At 70.1% G+C, this 18,273-nt stretch carries 12 protein-coding genes; 11 read left to right on the top strand and 1 reads right to left on the bottom strand.

Translation table 11 applies throughout. The annotated features are described in order from the left end of the window. Positions 1-86: 86 nt before the first annotated feature. From AB0F91_RS14355 to AB0F91_RS14305, 11 genes are all read left to right on the top strand, one after another. Positions 87-1,403 carry a nucleotide sugar dehydrogenase gene (locus AB0F91_RS14355; RefSeq protein ID WP_360597664.1) on the top strand — a complete coding sequence of 439 codons (1,317 nt, stop codon included), beginning with the start codon at positions 87-89 and terminating at the stop codon, positions 1,401-1,403. Continuing rightward, positions 1,393-2,580: a glycosyltransferase family 4 protein gene (locus AB0F91_RS14350; RefSeq protein WP_360597662.1), complete on the top strand. Its 1,188-nt coding sequence runs from the start codon at positions 1,393-1,395 to the stop codon at positions 2,578-2,580. Before AB0F91_RS14355 ends, AB0F91_RS14350 begins: the two co-directional genes overlap by 11 nt. A 143-nt stretch (positions 2,581-2,723) precedes the next feature. Continuing rightward, complete coding sequence (locus AB0F91_RS14345) at positions 2,724-4,073, top strand: exopolysaccharide biosynthesis protein (RefSeq protein WP_360597661.1); 1,350 nt, start codon at positions 2,724-2,726, stop codon at positions 4,071-4,073. Next, the gene (locus tag AB0F91_RS14340) at positions 4,070-5,863 is read left to right on the top strand and encodes a Wzz/FepE/Etk N-terminal domain-containing protein (RefSeq protein ID WP_360597659.1); all 1,794 of its coding nucleotides are present in this window, start codon (positions 4,070-4,072) and stop codon (positions 5,861-5,863) included. Before AB0F91_RS14345 ends, AB0F91_RS14340 begins: the two co-directional genes overlap by 4 nt. A gap of 14 nt (positions 5,864-5,877) precedes the next feature. After that, positions 5,878-7,791: an asparagine synthase (glutamine-hydrolyzing) gene (asnB, locus tag AB0F91_RS14335; RefSeq protein WP_360597658.1), complete on the top strand. Its 1,914-nt coding sequence runs from the start codon at positions 5,878-5,880 to the stop codon at positions 7,789-7,791. A gap of 7 nt (positions 7,792-7,798) precedes the next feature. Continuing rightward, entirely contained in the window at positions 7,799-9,979 is a 2,181-nt protein-coding gene (locus AB0F91_RS14330; protein ID WP_360597657.1) for a bi-domain-containing oxidoreductase, read from the top strand. After that, entirely contained in the window at positions 9,979-11,898 is a 1,920-nt protein-coding gene (locus AB0F91_RS14325; RefSeq protein ID WP_360597655.1) for an alginate lyase family protein, read from the top strand. Before AB0F91_RS14330 ends, AB0F91_RS14325 begins: the two co-directional genes overlap by 1 nt. Positions 11,899-12,073: 175 nt before the next feature. Then, positions 12,074-13,441, top strand: coding sequence for a right-handed parallel beta-helix repeat-containing protein (locus tag AB0F91_RS14320; protein ID WP_360597842.1), 1,368 nt, complete (start codon positions 12,074-12,076; stop codon positions 13,439-13,441). A 3-nt stretch (positions 13,442-13,444) separates the two neighbouring features. Further along, entirely contained in the window at positions 13,445-14,704 is a 1,260-nt protein-coding gene (locus tag AB0F91_RS14315) for an O-antigen ligase domain-containing protein (protein WP_360597653.1), read from the top strand. Further along, a complete protein-coding gene (locus tag AB0F91_RS14310; RefSeq protein WP_360597652.1) occupies positions 14,701-15,888 on the top strand; it encodes a glycosyltransferase family 4 protein in 1,188 nt (395 codons plus the stop codon). The genes AB0F91_RS14315 and AB0F91_RS14310 overlap by 4 nt, the downstream gene beginning before the upstream one ends. A 119-nt stretch (positions 15,889-16,007) precedes the next feature. Beyond that, complete coding sequence (locus AB0F91_RS14305; protein WP_360597651.1) at positions 16,008-16,649, top strand: phosphatase PAP2 family protein; 642 nt, start codon at positions 16,008-16,010, stop codon at positions 16,647-16,649. Positions 16,650-16,677: 28 nt separating this feature from the next. Here the strand turns inward: AB0F91_RS14305 and AB0F91_RS14300 are convergent, their stop codons facing one another. Further along, a complete protein-coding gene (locus tag AB0F91_RS14300) occupies positions 16,678-18,141 on the bottom strand; it encodes a right-handed parallel beta-helix repeat-containing protein (protein ID WP_360597650.1) in 1,464 nt (487 codons plus the stop codon). Positions 18,142-18,273: the final 132 nt, after the last annotated feature.

Below are 18,273 nucleotides of genomic sequence, written 5' to 3'. Positions count from 1 at the left end.
TGCCATTTCTCCACGGGCCTGAACGGGTAACGAACTGCGTCCGCGCGCCGACCAAGGGATCAGCGAATGCGGGCGGAGGTTCAAGCGTGAGGATCAGTGTCTTCGGGCTGGGGTATGTGGGGTGCGTGTCCGCGGCCTGTCTGGCGGGGAACGGGCACGAGGTCGTCGGGGTCGACGTGAACCCGGTGAAGGTCGACCTGGTGAGGCGCGGCAACGCGCCGGTGGTCGAGGAACGCATCGGTGAGCTGACGGCCGAGGTCGTGGCGTCGGGGGCGCTGCGCGCGACCATCGACGTGGCCGAGGCGGTGGCGGCGACCGACGTGTCGCTGGTCTGCGTGGGCACGCCTTCGGCGCCCAACGGCAGCCTGTCCACCGAGTACCTCCAACGCGTGGCCGACGAAATCGGCGAAGCGTTGGCGCAGAAGGAAACTCGGCACACGGTGGTGTTCCGCAGCACGATGCTGCCGGGCACCTGCCTCGACCTGCTGGTGCCGATCCTGGAGAAGGCCAGCGGCCGCACCGCGGGTGTCGACTTCGGCGTGGCGGTGAACCCGGAGTTCCTGCGCGAGGGCACCAGCGTCCGCGACTTCTTCGACCCGCCCAAGACCGTGATCGGCGAGCTCGACACGGCCAGCGGCGACATCGTGGCCGAGCTTTACACGGGCCTGCCCGGCGACGTCTTCCGCGTGCCGATCCAGGTGGCGGAGATGACCAAGTACGCCGACAACGCCTTCCACGGCTTGAAGATCGGCTTCGCCAACGAGCTCGGCGCCGTCTGCCGCGCGCTCGGGCTCGACTCGCACAAGGTGATGGACGTCTTCCTCGCCGACCGCAAGCTCAACGTGAGTCCCGCGTACCTGCGCCCGGGCTTCGCGTTCGGCGGCTCGTGCCTGCCGAAGGACCTGCGCGGACTGGTCTACGCCGCGCGCCGCGCCGACGTGTCGGTGCCGATTCTCGCGCACGTGCTGCCCTCCAACGAAGATCACCTGCAGCGGGCGTTCGACCTCGTCGCGCGCACCGGCAAGCGCAAGGTCGGCCTGTTCGGCCTGTCGTTCAAGCCGGGCACCGACGACCTGCGCGAGAGCCCGCTCGTCGAGCTCGCCGAGCGGCTGCTGGGCAAGGGCTTCGACCTCAAGATCTACGACGCCAACGTGAGCCTTTCGCGGCTCATGGGCGCCAACCGCGAGTACATCGATGCGCGGCTGCCGCACCTCGGTTCGCTGCTCGCGGGCTCGGTCGAAGAGGTGCTGGAGCACGCCGAGGTGTGCCTCGTCGGCACCGCCGACCCGGCCGTGCTGGCCGCGCTTCCCCACGGTGGCGAGCAGACGCTCGTCGACCTCGTCCGCCTCCCCGACGCCGAAGCGCGCCGGGCCGAAGAGGGATACGTCGGCCTTGCCTGGTGACAAGAAAAAAGCCCTGATCCTGGTCGAGAACCTCTCGGTCCCGTTCGATCGCCGCGTGTGGCAGGAGTGCCAGACGTTGCGCGACGCCGGCTGGGAGGTGCACGTGATCTGCCCGCAGGGCACGAAACGCGACACCGAACCCGAAGCCGTCATCGACGAGGTGCACATTTACCGCTACCCCCTGAAGGCGGCGACCGGTGGTCCCGCGGGGTACCTGCAGGAGTACGGCTCCGCGGTCTGGCACACGTTCCGGCTGGCCCGCAAGGTCGGCCGCGTCGACGTGGTCCACGCCTGCAACCCGCCGGACCTGCTGTTCCTCGTGGCGCGGATGCTCAAGCGCCAGGGCGCGAAGTTCATCTTCGACCAGCACGACCTCGTGCCGGAGCTGTACCTGTCGCGCTTCGACCGCGGCCAGGACCTGCTCTACCGCGGCGTCTGCGCGCTCGAGCGCTCCACCTACCGCGCGGCCGACGTCGTGATCGCCACCAACGAGAGCTATCGCCAGGTCGCCCTCATCCGCGGCGGCAAGCGGCCCGAGGACGTGTTCGTGGTCCGCAGCGCACCCGTGGTCGAGCGCTTCCACGAGGTGCCGGTGGAGCCGGAGCTCAAACGCGGCAAGCCGCACCTGCTCTGCTACCTCGGCGTGATGGGGCCGCAGGACGGCGTGGACTACGCGTTGCGCGCGCTGGCCTCCCTGCGTGACGAGATCGGCCGCGACGACTGGCACGCCGTGTTCGTGGGCGCCGGCGACGCGTTCGACGACGTGGTGGCGTTGTCGAAGGAGCTGGGCCTGGCCGACCAGGTCGAATTCACCGGCCGCGTGTCCGACGCCGACCTGCTGCGCTACCTGTCCGCGGCCGACGTGTGCCTTTCGCCCGACCCGCTCAATCCGCTCAACGACGTGTCGACCATGAACAAAATCATGGAGTACATGGCGATGAGCAAGCCCATCGTCTCCTTCGAGCTGCGCGAGGCCCGCGTGTCGGCGGGGGACGCCGCGCTCTACGCCCCGGCCAACGACGTGACCGAGTTCGCGAAGCTCGTCGCCGTGCTGCTCGACGACCCGAACGAACGCGTCCGGATGGGCGAACTCGGCAAGGCGCGGGTCAGCGGGCCACTGGCCTGGGCGAACTCGCAGAAAGCGCTGCTCGCCGCGTACGAGCGGGCTGTGCGCTGAGCCCGTGTGCTTGATCGCGGTTTGAACAAGGTTCGTGCGTTCGGTGTAACCAACGCCTCCAGCGCGACGACGGGGTCAGTGACCGGTACGCCACTTTCGGAGGGGAGACCCCGGTTTTGAGTGACGACACGGTACGGCTTTCGATGGTGGGACAGGTTCTGCGCAGGCGCTGGAGGGCGCTGCTGATCCTGGTGGTCGTGGGGGCGGGCGTCGGTGCGGGGGCTTCGGTCGTGCTTTCGCCCGGGTACGAAACCACGGCGAGCGTGCTGCTGCAGGGCCCGCGCCAGGCCGACGAGCTGCTGACGCAGGCCCAGGTGGCCACCAGCTCGGTGGTCCTGGACCGCGCGGCCGCAGCGCTCGGCATGCGCGAGGCCGGTCCGGACCTGCAGAAGAAGGTCACGGCCTCGGTGGCGCAGGGCAACGTCGTGGCGATCACCGCGTCGGGCGACAGCCCGGAGCACGCGCAGCAGCTGGCCGATCAGGTGGCCAAGGAGTTCGTGAAGTACTCCACGCAGCTGCTGGCGAACTCGGCCGACACGTCGGCACAGCTCGCGCAGGAGCAGCGGGAGGCGTTGCGCCAGCAGGTGGCGCAGACCAACCAGCGCATCCTCGACCTCTCGCGTTCGGTCACGGACGGCCAGACGGTGGAAGGCGTGCAGGTCCGCACGGAGCTGCAGGGCCTGCGCACCTCGCTGGAGCAGGCGATGAACAACCTCAACGCGGCCGACGCGGCCACGGGCGCCGGGAACATGGTCGTGATGGGGCCGTCGGAGAAGCCGACCTCGCAAGCGGCGCCTACGCTGCCGCAGCTCGCCGGGGGTGGCGCGATCCTGTTCTTCCTCATCGGTCTGCTCAGTTACCTCTTCGGGGCCCGCAGCGACCGCCGGCCGCGCAGCGAGACGGAGATCGGCTCGGCGCTGGGTGCGCCGGTGCTGGCGAGCGTCGACGTGCCGGAGACCGGCGAGCCTGAGCGCACCGCCGGCTTCCGCGGCGTGCTGCGTCGGATCACGGGCAGCGACAAGCCGTGGAACCTGCCGGAGGTGCCGGCTTCGGCCGACGAGTCCAGCCGCGAGGTGCGGTACCGCCGGGTGTTCGCCCGGCTGGGCACCGACCGTGACGGCGTGTTGCGGCTGCTCGTGCTCGTCGCCGCGGGTGACAGCGCGGCGCGGCGCGCGGCGACGCAGTTCGTGAAGGTCGCCGAGACCGAGCGGGTGCGGGTGCGGGTGACGATCACGGAGGTCACCGTGGGCTCCGGCGTGCAGCCGACCGTGCCCGACGGCACCGCCGGGGTGCTCGTGGTGCTCTCGGTCGGCAGCCGCAGCGCGTGGGAGCTCGTGGCGATCGCCGAGGCGTGCGCCGACGCGGGCCACGAGGTGCTCGGCGCCGTCCTCACGCGTCCGGTCCGCGTCACCGGGAAACCGCGGAGAGTTCCCGCCGCGGCGAATCCACCCCAGGTCCCGGTGGACCGTGACGTGATGGCAGGTTCGTCGTGACCGGTTCGCAGAGCTCCTCGCCGCCACTGATCGACTTCCAGCGGCTCGTCGTCGCCGTGCGCCGGCACCGCCGGCTGTGGATCACCTTCGCGTTGCTGGGCCTGGTGATCGGTGGCGCGGTGGCCGTGTTGCTGCCGGCCCCGCCGACCGCGATCACCAAGATCATCGTGGTCCACCCGGACGACTCACCGACCGACAGCGGCACGCTGATGCGCACCGACGTCGCCGTGCTGGAAACCGCCAAGATCGCGTCGGCCGCGTTGAAGAAGGTGCACAGCACCGAGGCGACCGAAGACTTCCTGAAGGACTACACCGGCCTCGGCCTGACCAACAACGTCATGCAGGTGACGGTCACGGCCAAGACCAAGGAAGACGCGCTCGCGAAGGCCCAGGCGCTGGCGGACGTCTTCATCGCCGACCACGTGCAGCGCAACCAGGCCGCCGCGACCGCGCAGGCCAAGGCGCTGCTCGACCAGCGCACGCAGGCGCAGCAGCAGCTCGCGCAGATCGACTCGCAGGCCGCCACCGAGGCGGACAAGGGCAGCCGGGCCAACGCCGGCACGTTGGAGCAGCTGTACACCCAGCGCGCGGACCTCGTGTCGAAGATCGCCGACTTGCAGAACCAGGCACAGCAGGCGGGCATCGGCACGCCGCAGGTGGCTGCGGGCACGCAGATCGTGGACGCGCCGGCGATCCAGAAGGTGTCGCTGCTCAAGACCGCCGCCACCAACGGTGCGATCGGCTTCGCGCTGGGGCTCGCCCTCGGGCTGGCCCTGGCGATGGTCACCGCGCTCGTGCGCGACCGGCCGGTGCTGCGGCGCGAGGTCTCCGAGCACCTCGGCGCGTCGGTGATCGCGCAGCTGCCGTCGAAGCTGCGCGGGCCGAAGCGGTTGTGGGCCAAGTCGAAGCCGGTGGTCGAACGCAAGCGCGTGGCCGTGACGCTGGTGCGGGCGGCCCGGGCCGAACGCGGGCCGCTGTCGTTGCTGGAACTCGGCGCGCCCGGCGTGGCCGCGGGGCTCGCACTGGACATGGCGGCGGAGCTGGCCGAGGACGGGCCGGTCGTGGTGATCGACGACCTGCCGGGCCACGACGCGAAGCGCCTGACCGTGGCCGGCGACGTGAAGGTGGTCGAGGTCGGCGACCCGTCGAGCAAGCGCGCGGTCTACCGGCTCGGCGTCGGCACGGTCGCGCCCGGCACGGCGTGGACGGACCTGGCGTACCTCGGCACGGAGACGGTGCTGGTCGTGCGCTCGGGGTACGCGAACACGCTGTGGCTGCACACCGTGGCCCGGCAGCTCGCCGACTGCGGCATCCCGATCCTGGGCGTGGTGCTCGTCGATCCGGACCCGAAGGACCAGACCGACGGGACGCTGTGGGACGGCCTGCACACCGCGTTGCGCGGGCGGGCGTCCGTGGTCGCGGCCAAGCAGGTGGAGCGCCCCAATGCGGCATTGGGTGCGCTCAACGCACCGAACGCCGCATTGGGTGCGGGCGGGGAGAAGCCGGCCGAGCCGCTGCGGAAGTTCGTGGAGCAGGAGCCGGAGAAGCCGATCGACTGGCCGGTCGAGCACGATGTGAACGACACGACGATCGAAGCCCCGGTCGTCGAACCGGCCAAGCCCGCGACGCCCGTCGAGACCAACGGCCACCTCGACGCGCCGACGCGCCGGCTGAGCCCGGTGCCGCGCAACCCCGAGGAGCGCGCGCCGGAACAGCGCAAGTCCGAACCCGGCAACTCCGAGATGCCGACCAAGAACTTCGCGCCCGTCCAGTCCGGTCCGGAAAGCTAGAGAGGGTCACGCACATGTGCGGCATCGCAGGTGCCTACCACTGGCCGGACGGCGGCCCGCTCACGGATCGGCTCACGAAGTGCCTCGCGCACCGAGGACCCGACGGTTCGGGACGCTACGACCACCGGGCCGGCGCCGGAGAAGTCCACTTCGGACACCGCAGGCTGTCGATCGTCGACCTGTCCGAGACGGGCGCGCAGCCGATGGTGGCCGAGGGGCTCGCGCTGACGTACAACGGTGAGCTCTACAACGCCCCGGAGCTGCGCGCGGAGCTCGAAGGCAAGGGCGTGCGGTTCCGCGGCACGTCCGACACCGAGGTGCTGCTGCGCGCGTGGCGCGAGTGGGGGGTCGGCTGTCTGCCGCGCCTGCGCGGGATGTTCGCGTTCGGCGTCTTCGACGAGCGCACCGGTGAGCTCACGCTGGTGCGCGACCAGCTGGGCATCAAGCCGCTGTTCTTCGTGCGGCGAGGCGGTGGCGTCGCGTTCTCCTCGGAGCTCAAGGCGCTGGCCACCGAGCTCGGCGGCACGCTGGAAGTCGACCAAGCGGCACTCATCGCGTCGCTGCTGTACTACTGGGTGCCCGACAGCCGCTGCGCGTACCGCGAGGTCGACAAGCTGCAGCCCGGCACGTGGGTGCGCTTCCGTCCCGACGGCACGAGCGAGCGCGGCGCGTACTGGTCGCTGCGCCAGGTCGCCGAGGAGGGCGAGGCCTACCGCGGTGACGTCGACCTCCACCAGGTGATCGCCGACTCCACGAGTAAGCACCTGCTCTCCGACGTCCCGGTCGCCACGTTCCTCTCCGGTGGTCTCGACTCGAGCTACCTCACCGCGCTCGCCGCGCGGCAGCAGCCCGGGATTTCCGCTTACACCATCGGTTTCCGCGCCGAGGACGCCAAGTTCGAGGCGATGCCGGACGACCTGAAGTACGCGCGGATAGTCGCGCAGCAGTTCGGCGTCGACCTCCATGAGATCGAGATCGCGCCGCAGGTGCTCGACCTGTTGCCGCGCATGACCTACCACCTCGACGAGCCCATCGGCGACCCCGCGGCCATCAACTCGTTCCTCATCTGCTCGGCCGCGCGCGAAGCCGGCGTGAAGGTGCTGCTGTCCGGCATGGGCGCCGACGAGATGTTCGCCGGCTACCGCAAGCACTACGCGAACCAGCTCGCCCTGCGCTACCAACGCGTTCCGGGTCTGGTGCGCAAGCCGATCGAGACGGTGGTGGACCGCCTGCCCGTCGCCTCCGCCAGCCGCGGCTACCGCACGGTGCGTTTCGCCAAGCGGTTTCTGTCGTTCGCGGAGCTGCCGGAGGAGACGGCGTTCCGGCGCAGCTACACGATGTACGACCGCGGCGAGCTGCTCGACCTCGTGAACCCGGATCTGGCCGCCGACGTCGACGACGTGCTCACCGAACACGCGGACACCTACCACGACCAGGCGCTGAGTGACTACGTCAACCGCATGTGCCTGGCCGACACGCGCATGTTCCTGCCCGGCCTCAACCTCACCTACACCGACCGCTCGACGATGGCCGCCTCCACCGAGGTGCGCACGCCGTTCGTCGACGTCGAGGTGGTCAAGGCGGCGTTTCGGGTGCCGGGGAACAAGAAGATCGTCGGCCGCCAGGGCAAGGCGGCGCTCAAGGAAGCCGCGCTGGCGATCCTGCCGAAGGAGATCGTCTACCGCCCGAAGGGTCTCTTCAGCGCGCCGCTGCGGGCCTGGATGAGCCGCGACCTGGCCCCGCTGGTGCGGGAGGTCGTGAACGAGGGCGTGCTCGTCGAATCCGGGTTCCTGCGCCGCGATGCGCTGCGGAAGCTCGTGGCCGAGGACGCGGCCGGGCAGCAGGACCGCGCGAAGCACCTCTGGCACGTGTTGACCCTCGAGTACTGGTACCGCGCCGCTTCTTCGACGACTATTCCGAGCAGCTAGGAGTGCTGTGAAGCAGGTAGTGCAGAACTACAAGAGCGGGGAGCTGGCCCTCCTCGACGTCCCCGCCCCGGCGTGCAAGCCGGGCGGCGTGCTCGTGCGCACGGGATACTCGCTGATCTCGACCGGCACCGAGATGATGAAGGTGTCCGAAGCGAGCATGTCGATGATCGGCAAGGCGCGTTCGCGGCCGGACCAGGTCGCGAAGGTGATGCAGAGCGTGGCCACCAACGGCCTCGCCGCCACCTACCGCAAGGTCACCAGCAAGCTCGACTCCTACACGCCGCTGGGCTACTCGCTCTCCGGAGTGGTGGTGGAGGTCGGCGCGGGGATCGACGACGTCGCGGTGGGCGACGTCGTGGCGTGCGCCGGCAACGAGCACGCGCTGCACTCCGAGCTCAACTGGGTACCCAAGAACCTCTACGCGCGCGTGCCCGCTGGGCTCGAACCGCGACACGCGGCGTTCGGCACGGTCGGGTCGATCGCGATGCAGGGCTTGCGCCGCGGCGAGCCTCAGCTCGGTGACCTGGCTTTGGTGATCGGCCTCGGCCTGATCGGGCAGCTCGTGGTGCAGCTGCTGGTCGCCTCCGGCGTGCGCGTGGTCGGGGTGGACCCGGACCCGTCGCGGTGCGAGCTGGCCGAACGGCTCGGCGCGCTGACCTGTGCGCACCCGGGCTCGGGCACGGTCGACAACGCCGTCGTGGAGCTGTCCGGCGGCCACGGCGTGGACCAGGTCTATCTCGCCGCCGGCGGCGCCTCGAACGACCCGGTGGAGCTGGCCGCGCGGCTCGCGCGCGACCGCGGCCGCGTGGTGGACATCGGCAAGATCTCGCTCAACCTGCCGTGGAACGCCTACTACGAGAAGGAGCTCGACGTCCGCTTCTCGCGTTCGTACGGGCCGGGTCGCTACGACCCCGAGTACGAGCTCGAGGGCCGCGACTACCCGATCGGCTACGTGCGCTGGACCGAGCGCCGGAACATCGAGTGCTTCCTCGACCTGGCCGCGCGCGACAAGCTGGATGTCGAGCCGCTGATCACGCACACCGCCGACTTCTCGACCGCGGTGGAGACGTACAAGTCGCTGCAGGACGGTGAGCTCAAGGCTGTCGCGGTGCTGTTCCAGTACCCGGCCGGTCCGGAGGGCGAAGCGGGGCCGGTGGTGTCGTCGGTCGCGCCGCCCGCCGCGTTGAGCACGCGGGCGACCCCGCGCGGACGGCTGCGCGTCGGGTTCGTGGGTGCCGGCAACTACGCGTCATCGATGCTGCTCCCGCACCTGGTGACTCACGACCGCGTGGCATTGTCCGAAGTGGTCACCACGTCGGCGCTCTCGGGCGCCAACGCCAAGCGCAAGTTCGGCTTCGCCAAGGCCACCACGGACCTCGACGCGCTGCTCGCCGACGAGTCGGTGGACACGGTGTTCGTGGTGACGCGCCACAGCTCCCACGCCGAGCTCACGCGCCGCGCGTTGCTCGCGGGCAAGGCCGTGTTCGTGGAAAAGCCGCTCGCGCTGTCGGAAAAGGAGCTGCGCGGGATCGTCGAGGCCATCGAGGAGTCGGGCAACAGCCGGCTGCAGGTGGGCTTCAACCGCCGGTTCGCGCCGCTGCTCAACGAGGCCAAGGTGCAGTTCGGGCCGCGCCTCGGTCCGGCTTCGGTGCGCTACCTCGTGAACGCGGGCCGCCTGGAGTCCACCAGCTGGTACAACCAGGCCGGCTCCGAGGGCTCCCGGTTCGCCGGCGAGGGCGGTCACTTCATCGACACGGTGAGCTGGTTCCTCGGCAGCGACCCGATCTCCGTCTACGCCACCGCGACGCCGGGCAACGACGACCTGCAGGTGCTGCTGCGCTACGCCGACGGCTCGACCGCCGCCATCAGCTACGTGACCAGCGGTTCCACGTCGTTCCAGAAGGAGACGCTGGAGGTGCTGGCCGACGGCAAGGTGCTGAAGTTCGACGACTTCGCGCGCGCCTCGGTGTACGGCAAGAAGCGCTGGGCCAGCTCGCGCATCCCGAAGGGCCGCGACAAGGGCCAGAAGGCCGAGATCGAAGCGTTCGTGACGGCTCTGACCACCGGCGTCGCGATGCCGATCGGTGTCGAGTCGCTGGTGAGCACCACGCTGGCCACGCTGGCCGTGAACCGCAGCCTGGAGACCGGCGCGCCGGTGCGGCTGGAGCCGAAAGAGGTGCTCGGCTGATGGATCCCGCCTGGTACCTGCGAAGACTCTCGGCCATGAGCCCGGCCGAGGTCGCCGGGCGCGCCACGGACGTGCTGCGCAAGCAGCAGTGGCGTGGGGTCGCGAAACAGAAGGCGGAGTGGTTGCCGCACCGCATGTTCCCGGCGCTGCCCGCGCCGCGTCCCGAGGTGAGCGACTACCGGAGGCACGACCTCCTGGACGCCGCCGACCGGCTGATGGACGGACACGCCGAGTACTTCGGCGTCGAGCGCACCGATCTCGTGGCGCCCGACTGGTCCTTCGACCCCAAGACCGGACGGCGCGCGCCAGCCGACGCGTATTCGTTCGACATCGCTTACCGCGACGAGGACGCGGTCGGCGACATCAAGCAGATCTGGGAGCCCTCGCGCCACCAGCACCTCACCGTGCTGGCGGCCGCGTACGCGCTGACTGGCGAGGACCGCTATGCCCACCGCGTGGCCGACCACCTGAAGTCCTGGTGGGCGGCCAATCCGCCGATGCGCGGCGTGCACTGGGTGAGCGGCATCGAGCTCGGCATCCGGCTCCTGTCGTGGGTGTGGGTGCGGAGGCTGCTCGACGGCTGGTCCGGCGCGTCCGGCCTGTTCGAGGACAACCCCGAGGCACTGCACCAGATCTGGCACCACCAGCGCTGGCTCGCGGCGTTCCCGAGCCGGGGTTCGTCCGCGAACAACCACGTGATCGCCGAGGAAGCCGGACAGCTGGCGGCCGCGTGCGCGTTCGACTGGTTCCCGGAGTCGGAGGCCTGGCGCGGAGCGGCCCTGCGCTCGCTGGACACGCAACTGCAAGCCAACACGTTCGCGTCCGGCCTCAACCGCGAGCTCGCCACGGAGTACCACGGCTTGGTACTGGAGCTGGGTCTCGCGGCCGCGCTCGAAGCCGGCCCGCTCGTGCCCGAGTCGACCTGGCTCGTCCTGCGCCGGATGTGCGACGCACTGGCAGCCATTGTGGACGGTGGCGGGCAGCCGCCGCGCCAGGGCGACGCCGACGACGGTTACGGCTTGGTCGTGGACGGACCCGGCACGAACCGGTGGACTTCCCTGCTCGCCACGGGCGATGCCCTGTTCGGCCGGTGTGAGTGGTGGCCGAAGCTGCCGCGCGGCGACGTCCGCACAGCGCTGTTCACCACTCTGCGCGGGCGAGTGCCGGAGCTGACGGATCCGCGCCCGCCGCAGCGTCCGCACGACCTGTTCGACGCGGGCATGACGATCCTGCGCAGCGAACCCGGTGCGCCCGAGATCTGGTGCCGGTGCGACAGCGGCCCGCACGGGTTCCTGTCCATCGCAGCGCACGCGCACGCCGACGCGCTTTCGATCGAGGTGCGCTACCTCGGCGTCGAAATCCTCGCCGACCCGGGCACCTACTGCTACCACGGTGAACCCGAGTGGCGGTCGTACTTCCGCTCGACCCTCGGTCACAACACGCTGCAGCTCGGCGGTACCGACCAGTCGACCTCGGGCGGGCCGTTCCTGTGGACCCGCCACGCGCAGACCCGCACGCTCGCCGTGGGGCCCACGCGGTGGCGCGCCGAGCACGACGGCTACGGCGCCGCGCGGCACCAGCGGTGCGTCGAGCTGGACGGACGCACGCTGACCGTGGTCGACGAGGTGCTCGGCGACACCACGCTGCCGGCGAAGCTCACGTTCCACCTCGGCCCCACGGTGACCGTCGACCTGAGCGGCAGCACGGCGCAGCTGAGCTGGCTGTTGTTCGGACGCGACCTCGGCAACACGGCGACCATGGAGCTGCCGCCCGAGCTCACGTGGACCGCGCACCGCGGCGAGGAGAATCCGCCGCTCGGCTGGTATTCGGCCGGCTTCGGCCGCCGGGAACCGGCCAACACGCTCGTCGGCACTGGCTTCGTCACGACGCCGTTGACGACGATCCTGCGTTTTCCCTGACTTCGAGAGGATCCACCCGGTGCGATCGACCAGCAGGCTGGTGCTGTTCCTGGGTCTGCTGTGCCCGCTCGTCCTCGCCGGGTGCACGAGCGTGCCCGACGACGACGCCGCGTCGAGCCAGGCCGCGGCGACGTCGGCGGCGCCGTCCGGGCCGGTGGCTGCGGTGTGCGACAAGATGCCGCCCGGCCCGGCCACCGCCCCCGCGGGTGCGGTGACCGTGACGCCGGCCGACGACCTCGCGGCGCAGGTACGGGGCGCCGCGGCGCGCACCACGTTCTGGCTCGCGCCGGGCAGCCACCATCTCGGTGACGACCGGTTCGACCAGGTCCAGCCCAAGGACGGCGACGTCTTCATCGGCGGCCCGGGCGCGGTGCTCGACGGCCGCAAGCTCAACCAGTACGCGTTCACCGGCCACGCCAAGAACGTGAAGATCACCAACCTCACCGTGCAGAACTTCGTCGCTCCGCGCGACGAGGGCGTGGTGAACCACGACTCCGGCGATGGCTGGGTCATCCAGCACACCACCCTGCAGGACAACGACGGCGCGGCCCTGATGGCCGGCAACAAGCAGCAGGTGCTCGACAATTGCCTGCGCCGCAACGGCCAGTACGGCATGAACGCCTTCTCCGCCGGCGACGACATCACTGGACTGGTGGTGCGCGGCAACGAGATCACCGGCAACAACACCGGTGACTGGGAGAAGAAGATCGACGGCTGCGGCTGCACCGGCGGCATCAAGTTCTGGGCCGTCAACGGCGCCGACGTGACCGGCAACTGGGTGCACGACAACCGCGGCACCGGCCTGTGGGCTGACACGAACGACAACGACTTCCTCATCGAGGGCAACCTCATCGAGAACAACGACAGCGCGGCGATCATCTACGAGACCAGCTACAACGCCGTGATCCGCAACAACACGATCCGGCGCAACAACCTCGTGGACGGCCGCGACTACGCCGACCGCGGTGACTCGTTCCCGACCGCGACGATCTACCTCTCCGAGTCCGGTGGCGAACCGCGAGTGAAGGCCCGCACGTCGAAGCTCGAGATCTACGGCAACGTGTTCGAGAACAACTGGAACGGCATCACTCTGTGGGAGAACGCGGACCGCTTCTGCAACAGCCCGGCCAACACCTCCAGCGGTGTCTGCACGAGGCTCCAGCCCGACACGGCCAAGTGCGCGGCGCCGGCGATCGCGCAGAAGCCGCTCTACGACGACTGCCGCTGGAAGACCCAGCGCGTGGACGTGCACAACAACCGCTTCTCGCTGGTGCCCTCGGCGATCGGCTGCGAGGAGACGTGCGGGCGCATGGGCCTGCTGTCGAACTTCGGCACCTATCCGGACTGGTCGCCGTACAAGGGTGACGTGGTGCAGAACGCGATCACCTTCGGGCAGGGCAACACCTGGCACGACAACGCGTACGTCGGGCCGTGGACGTTCATCGCCACCGACATGAGCCACGTCCTCGGCATCGGCGAGTGGGAGTGCGCGCCGTACAACCAGGACGCGCGCACGACGTACGAGCGCGGCGGAGGAGGCTGACCGATGCCCCAGGTCAAAACGCCACTGCTGACCAGCATCCGGCAACCGACGGCGGCGGAGACGGGCGAGCCAACGCCGAAGCTCGTCGGCGCCGCGTGGGCGCTGCTGATCCTCAACACGCTCGGCTCGACCGGCGCGGAGACCGTGATCCCGCTGCCGCGCGCGGTGAGCCAGCTGGTGACCATGGGCGCGCTGATGACCGCGTTCGTGATCGCGCTGGCGCTGAACCCGCGACTGAAGATCCGGCCGAGCGCGTACCTGCTCCTGCTCACCCTGCTGCTGGTCACGAGCACCGTCGCGAGCCTGCACCTGGAGGCCGGGTTCGGGTCGCTGTTCCGCTGTTTCCGTTTCGGGGTGTTCCTTGCGACGCTGTGGCTGCTCACGCGGTGGTGGAACGGCAGGTTCACCTTCGTGCGCCACCACATCAAGATGTTCGGTGCCGTGCTGGTGTCGGTGGCGATCGGGCTCGTGATCGCGCCGGGCAAAGCCATGCCGGAGAGCTACGGCGGCCGGCTCGCGGGCGCGGTGTGGCCGCTGACGCCGCCTCAGGTCGGGCAGTACGCGGCTGTGATCGCGGGCCTGGCGGCGCTGCTGTGGCTGGGCAAGCGCACGACGATGACGAGCGCGTTGATCGTGATCGTGCCCTCGCTTGGGCTGCTGCTGCTTTCGCACACGCGCACCGCGACGCTCGGTCTCGTCGCCGGCCTCGTCGTCGCCCTGCTGTCGCTGGCCATGACGAACGCCCGCGCGCGCAAGGTGTTCACCACGTTCGTGCTGGCGGCGGGCTTCGCCGGGGTGGTGCTCGGCGGTCTGCTGCAGGCGTGGTTCCTGCGCGGGCAGAGTGAGGAGAACTTCTCCAGCCTCACCGGCCGCGCGAAGGTGTGGGACGCGCTGCTGGCCGCGCCGCGCACGGTCAACGAGTACATCTTCGGCGTCGGGCTCACCGACAAGTCCTACGACGGGCTGCCGATCGACAACAGCTGGCTCGCCGTCTACCACGAGCAGGGATTCACCGGCATCGCGATCGTCGCGGCGTTCCTGCTGGTGCTGGTCGCCGTGGCGGTGCTGCGGCCGCCGTCGCTGGCGCGCGCGTGTGCGATCTTCCTGATCACCTACTGCGTTTCCGCGTCTTACACCGAGGCCGGGCTTGGTGACGCGTCGCCGTACCTGCTGCACCTGGCGCTGGCCGCGTCGCTGCTGGCGCAGGGCACGGTGCGGGCCGCTTCCGACGAAGAGTTCATTCCGAAGGGGCAGCCCGCATGAAGGTGCTCGTGGTCCACAACCGCTACCGCTCCGAGCAGCCGAGCGGGGAGAACAACGTCGTCGAGGCGGAGACGGCTTTGCTGGCCGGCGGCGGCGTTCGCGTGTCGTTGTTCGAACGGCAAAGCGACGACATCGCGACGATGTCGTTGCCGCGCAAGGCGTTGGTGCCGGTGCAGGTGCCGTGGAACCGTTCGGCGCGAGCTGAGCTGACGGCTCGGCTCCAGGTCGAGCGGCCGGATGTGGTGCACATCCACAACACTTTTCCGCTGCTGTCGCCTTCGGTGCTGGCGGCTTGCGCGGACGCGCGCGTGCCGGTCGTGGCCACACTGCACAACTACGGCATGGTCTGCCCGCCCGGCACGCTCTATCGCGACGGGCGGATCTGCACGGACTGCGTCGGCGGCGCGCCCGTTCCCGCGGTTCGGCACGGGTGTTACCGGGGTTCCGCCGCGGCGACGGTGCCGATGGCCGCGAATCTCCTGCTGAACCGCTCGCGGTGGCACAGCGACGTGACGCGCTTCTTCTGCATCTCCGACGCCCAGCGGCGCTTGCTGGTGGACGCGGGGATGCCGGCGTCGCGGATGACGGTGAAGCACAACTTCGTGACCGACCCAGGCGTTCGGCGGACTTCCGATGGTTCCCACGTGCTGTTCCTCGGCCGGCTGACGGAGGAAAAGGGCGTGCCGCTGCTGATGACGGCGTGGGACCGGCTCGGTGGGTCGCTGGGACTGCCGCTGGTGGTCGCGGGAACCGGGCCGCTTTCGGAAGACGTGGGGGCGTGGGCCGCTTCGCGCTCGGACGTCTCGTACGTCGGCCTGCAAGACAAGGCCTCGTGTCAGACGTTGACGGCTTCGGCGGCGGCGGTGGTGGCCCCTTCGGCGTGGCTGGAGGCGTTCGGCCTCGTCGTGGTCGAGGCGATGGCCGCCGGCGTCCCCACCGTCGCACCCGTGCACGGCGCCTTCGAAGAACTGATCTCCGACGGCGTCACGGGCGTCCTTCACGAGCCCGGTTCCGCTTCGGCCCTTGCCGACGCCCTCCGCGACGTCCTCGCCGACCCTGAACGCAACCGCAAGATGGGCGACGCCGCCCGCCAGCGCTACGACGAGGACTTCACCCCGTCCGTGGGTTTCCGCCGGTTGGTCGAGGGCTACGAAGCCGCGATCGCCGCCCACCGCACCACTTGACGCCGAAGTGACGGCGATTCGGGTTCGATGGGAGTGCCGGCCGCGGTCGGCTCGACGGGTTCCGCGGGTGAGAGGGCGTTCGGCTCGATGAAGAATCCCCAGCTGCTGAGATCCGCTCGATGAGATCCGCCGTCCGCGCGGCGCCGCCCGCGTTGCCGGTCTCCGTGCGCACGCCGATGCTGGTCGCCGCCGGCCTCGGCCTGGTCGTGCTGGTGGTCCTGGCGGTCCTGTTCGCGGGGGAGTCGCGGCCCACCGCGTTCGACACGCCGCTCCTGCCCGGCCCGGACCTGCTGCCGGATCCCTGGTGGTACTTCGCCACCGCTGTCGATTTCGTCGGTGAACCGGTGGGCTCGGCGATCGTGATCGTGCTCGTCGCCGGCGGCGCGCTGCTCGCCCACCGCCCCCGCACGGCCGTGCTCACGCTCGTCGGCTGCGGGCTCACGGTCGCCGTGACGTCGCTGCTCAAGCCCATCACCGGCCGCACCATCCACGGCCACTTCCTGTCCTACCCCAGCGGCCACACCGCCTTCGCAACGGCGCTGGCGCTGATCGGCGCGTTCGTGCTGGCCGATCGCCTGGGCCGCGCCGCCGCCATCACGTGGACGCTCGCCCTCGCGCTCCTCTGCGGCGCGGTGATGGCCTGGGCCGAAGTCGGCCTCGGCGCGCACTACCCGACCGACACCATCGGCGGCTTCGCGGCGGCGCTCGTCGTCATCCCGGCCACGGCGTTCGCCATCGACCGCGTCGCCGCACGGCTGTAGACCCGGTGAAGCGGCAGAGCCAACAGCGTCAGAACTTGCTGCCCTGATCCTGCCCGTACGGCCCCGCCTGCCACTGCTCCGGCGTCAGCACCCGGCTGGTGTCGTGGGCGACGAACATCCACGGCCCCGAGTACGTGTTGTCGCTGAAGTGGTTGTTCTGGCCGAAGGTGACGGCCTGCTGCACCACGTCACCCTGGTACGGAGACCAGTCGGGGTAGCTGCCGTAGTTGGACAGCACCGCCATGCGGCCGCAGAACTGCGTGCAGCCCAGGTGCGCCGGGTCGAAGGTGAACGTGTTGCCGTGCACCGTCACGTTCTGCGTCTTCCAGCGGCAGTCGACGTAAAGCGGCTTCTGCGCGATGCCCGGCGCGCTGCACTGGGCCTTCGTGGCGAACGGCGTGCAGTAGCCCGTGGACGTGTTGGCCGGGCTGTTGCAGAAACGGTCGGCGTTCTCCCACAGCGCGACGCCGCCCCAGTTGTCCTCGAAGGTGTTGTCGCCGATGTCGATCTGGTGCGTGCGCGCACCCAGGCGGGGTTCGCCGCCGGACTCGGAGAGGTAGATCGTGGCGACCGGGAAGTTGTCGCCCATGGCGGCGCGGGCGCGGCCGGCGACGAGGCCGTTGCGGCGGAACACATTGTCGCTGACGGTGAGGTTGTGGCTGATCTCGTAGAACAGCGCCTCGGCGTCGTTGTCCTCGATCACGTTGTCCCGCACGAGGAAGTCGTTGTCGTTCGTGTCGGCCCACAGGCCGGGGCCGTGGTTGGCGTGTACCCAGTTGCCAGTGATGTCGGCGCCGTTCACGGCCCAGAACTTCACCCCGCCGCTGCAGCCGCAGCCCGGCGACTTGGTCTCCCAGTCGTCGGTGTTGTTGCCGGTGATTTCGTTGCCCGCCAGCACGAGCCCGGTGATGCCGTCGCCGGCGCGGTAGGCGTTCATGCCGTACTGGCCGTTGTCCTTCAGACAGCTGCGCCGGACTTCCTGCCGGTCGCCGGCCATCAAGGCGGCGCCGCGGTTGTCCTCGATGGTGCTGTCCTCGATGACCCAGTGCGTGCCGGAGTCGTGGTTCACCACGCCTTGGTCCTGCGGTGCGGCGAAGCCCCGCACGGTGAGGCCGCGGATCGTCACGTCCTTGGCCTGGCCGGTGAACGCGGCCTGGTTGACGCCGCGGCCGTCCAGGATCGCCCCCGGTGCGCCGAGGTAGGTGTCGCCGTCCTTGGGCTGGACCTGGCCGAACGGGTCGGTGCCGAGCGTGTGCGTGCCCGGCTTCAGCCAGAACGTGGTGCCCGCCGGGCTGGCCGACGTGCGTTGCGCGAGCTCGCTGTCGTGCGCTGGATCCACCACCACGGCCCCGGACGGCGCCGACGCGTACTCCGGCACCGTCGTGCCGCACACCGCGGCGGGCCCGGCCGAGGCCGTCGCTTCGGCGGCGGTGCCGAAAACACCGCTCGCCAGCACTACGAGCCCCACCACGACGGCCACGGATCTACCCATGGGCCCACGCTACGGTCCGCCATCGCACCCGTAACTTCCCTGATGGAGTTCGCCGACTGCCCCGACGAGTGAATCTCCCTTGTCCGACAACACATTTCCGCGAAGTTGCGCACTTGGTGGATCATTTCCGAA

The sequence above is a fragment of the Amycolatopsis sp. NPDC023774 genome (assembly GCF_040639695.1).
Taxonomy (GTDB): Bacteria; Actinomycetota; Actinomycetes; order Mycobacteriales; family Pseudonocardiaceae; genus Amycolatopsis.
This window is presented reverse-complemented; position numbering and strand designations above follow the sequence as displayed.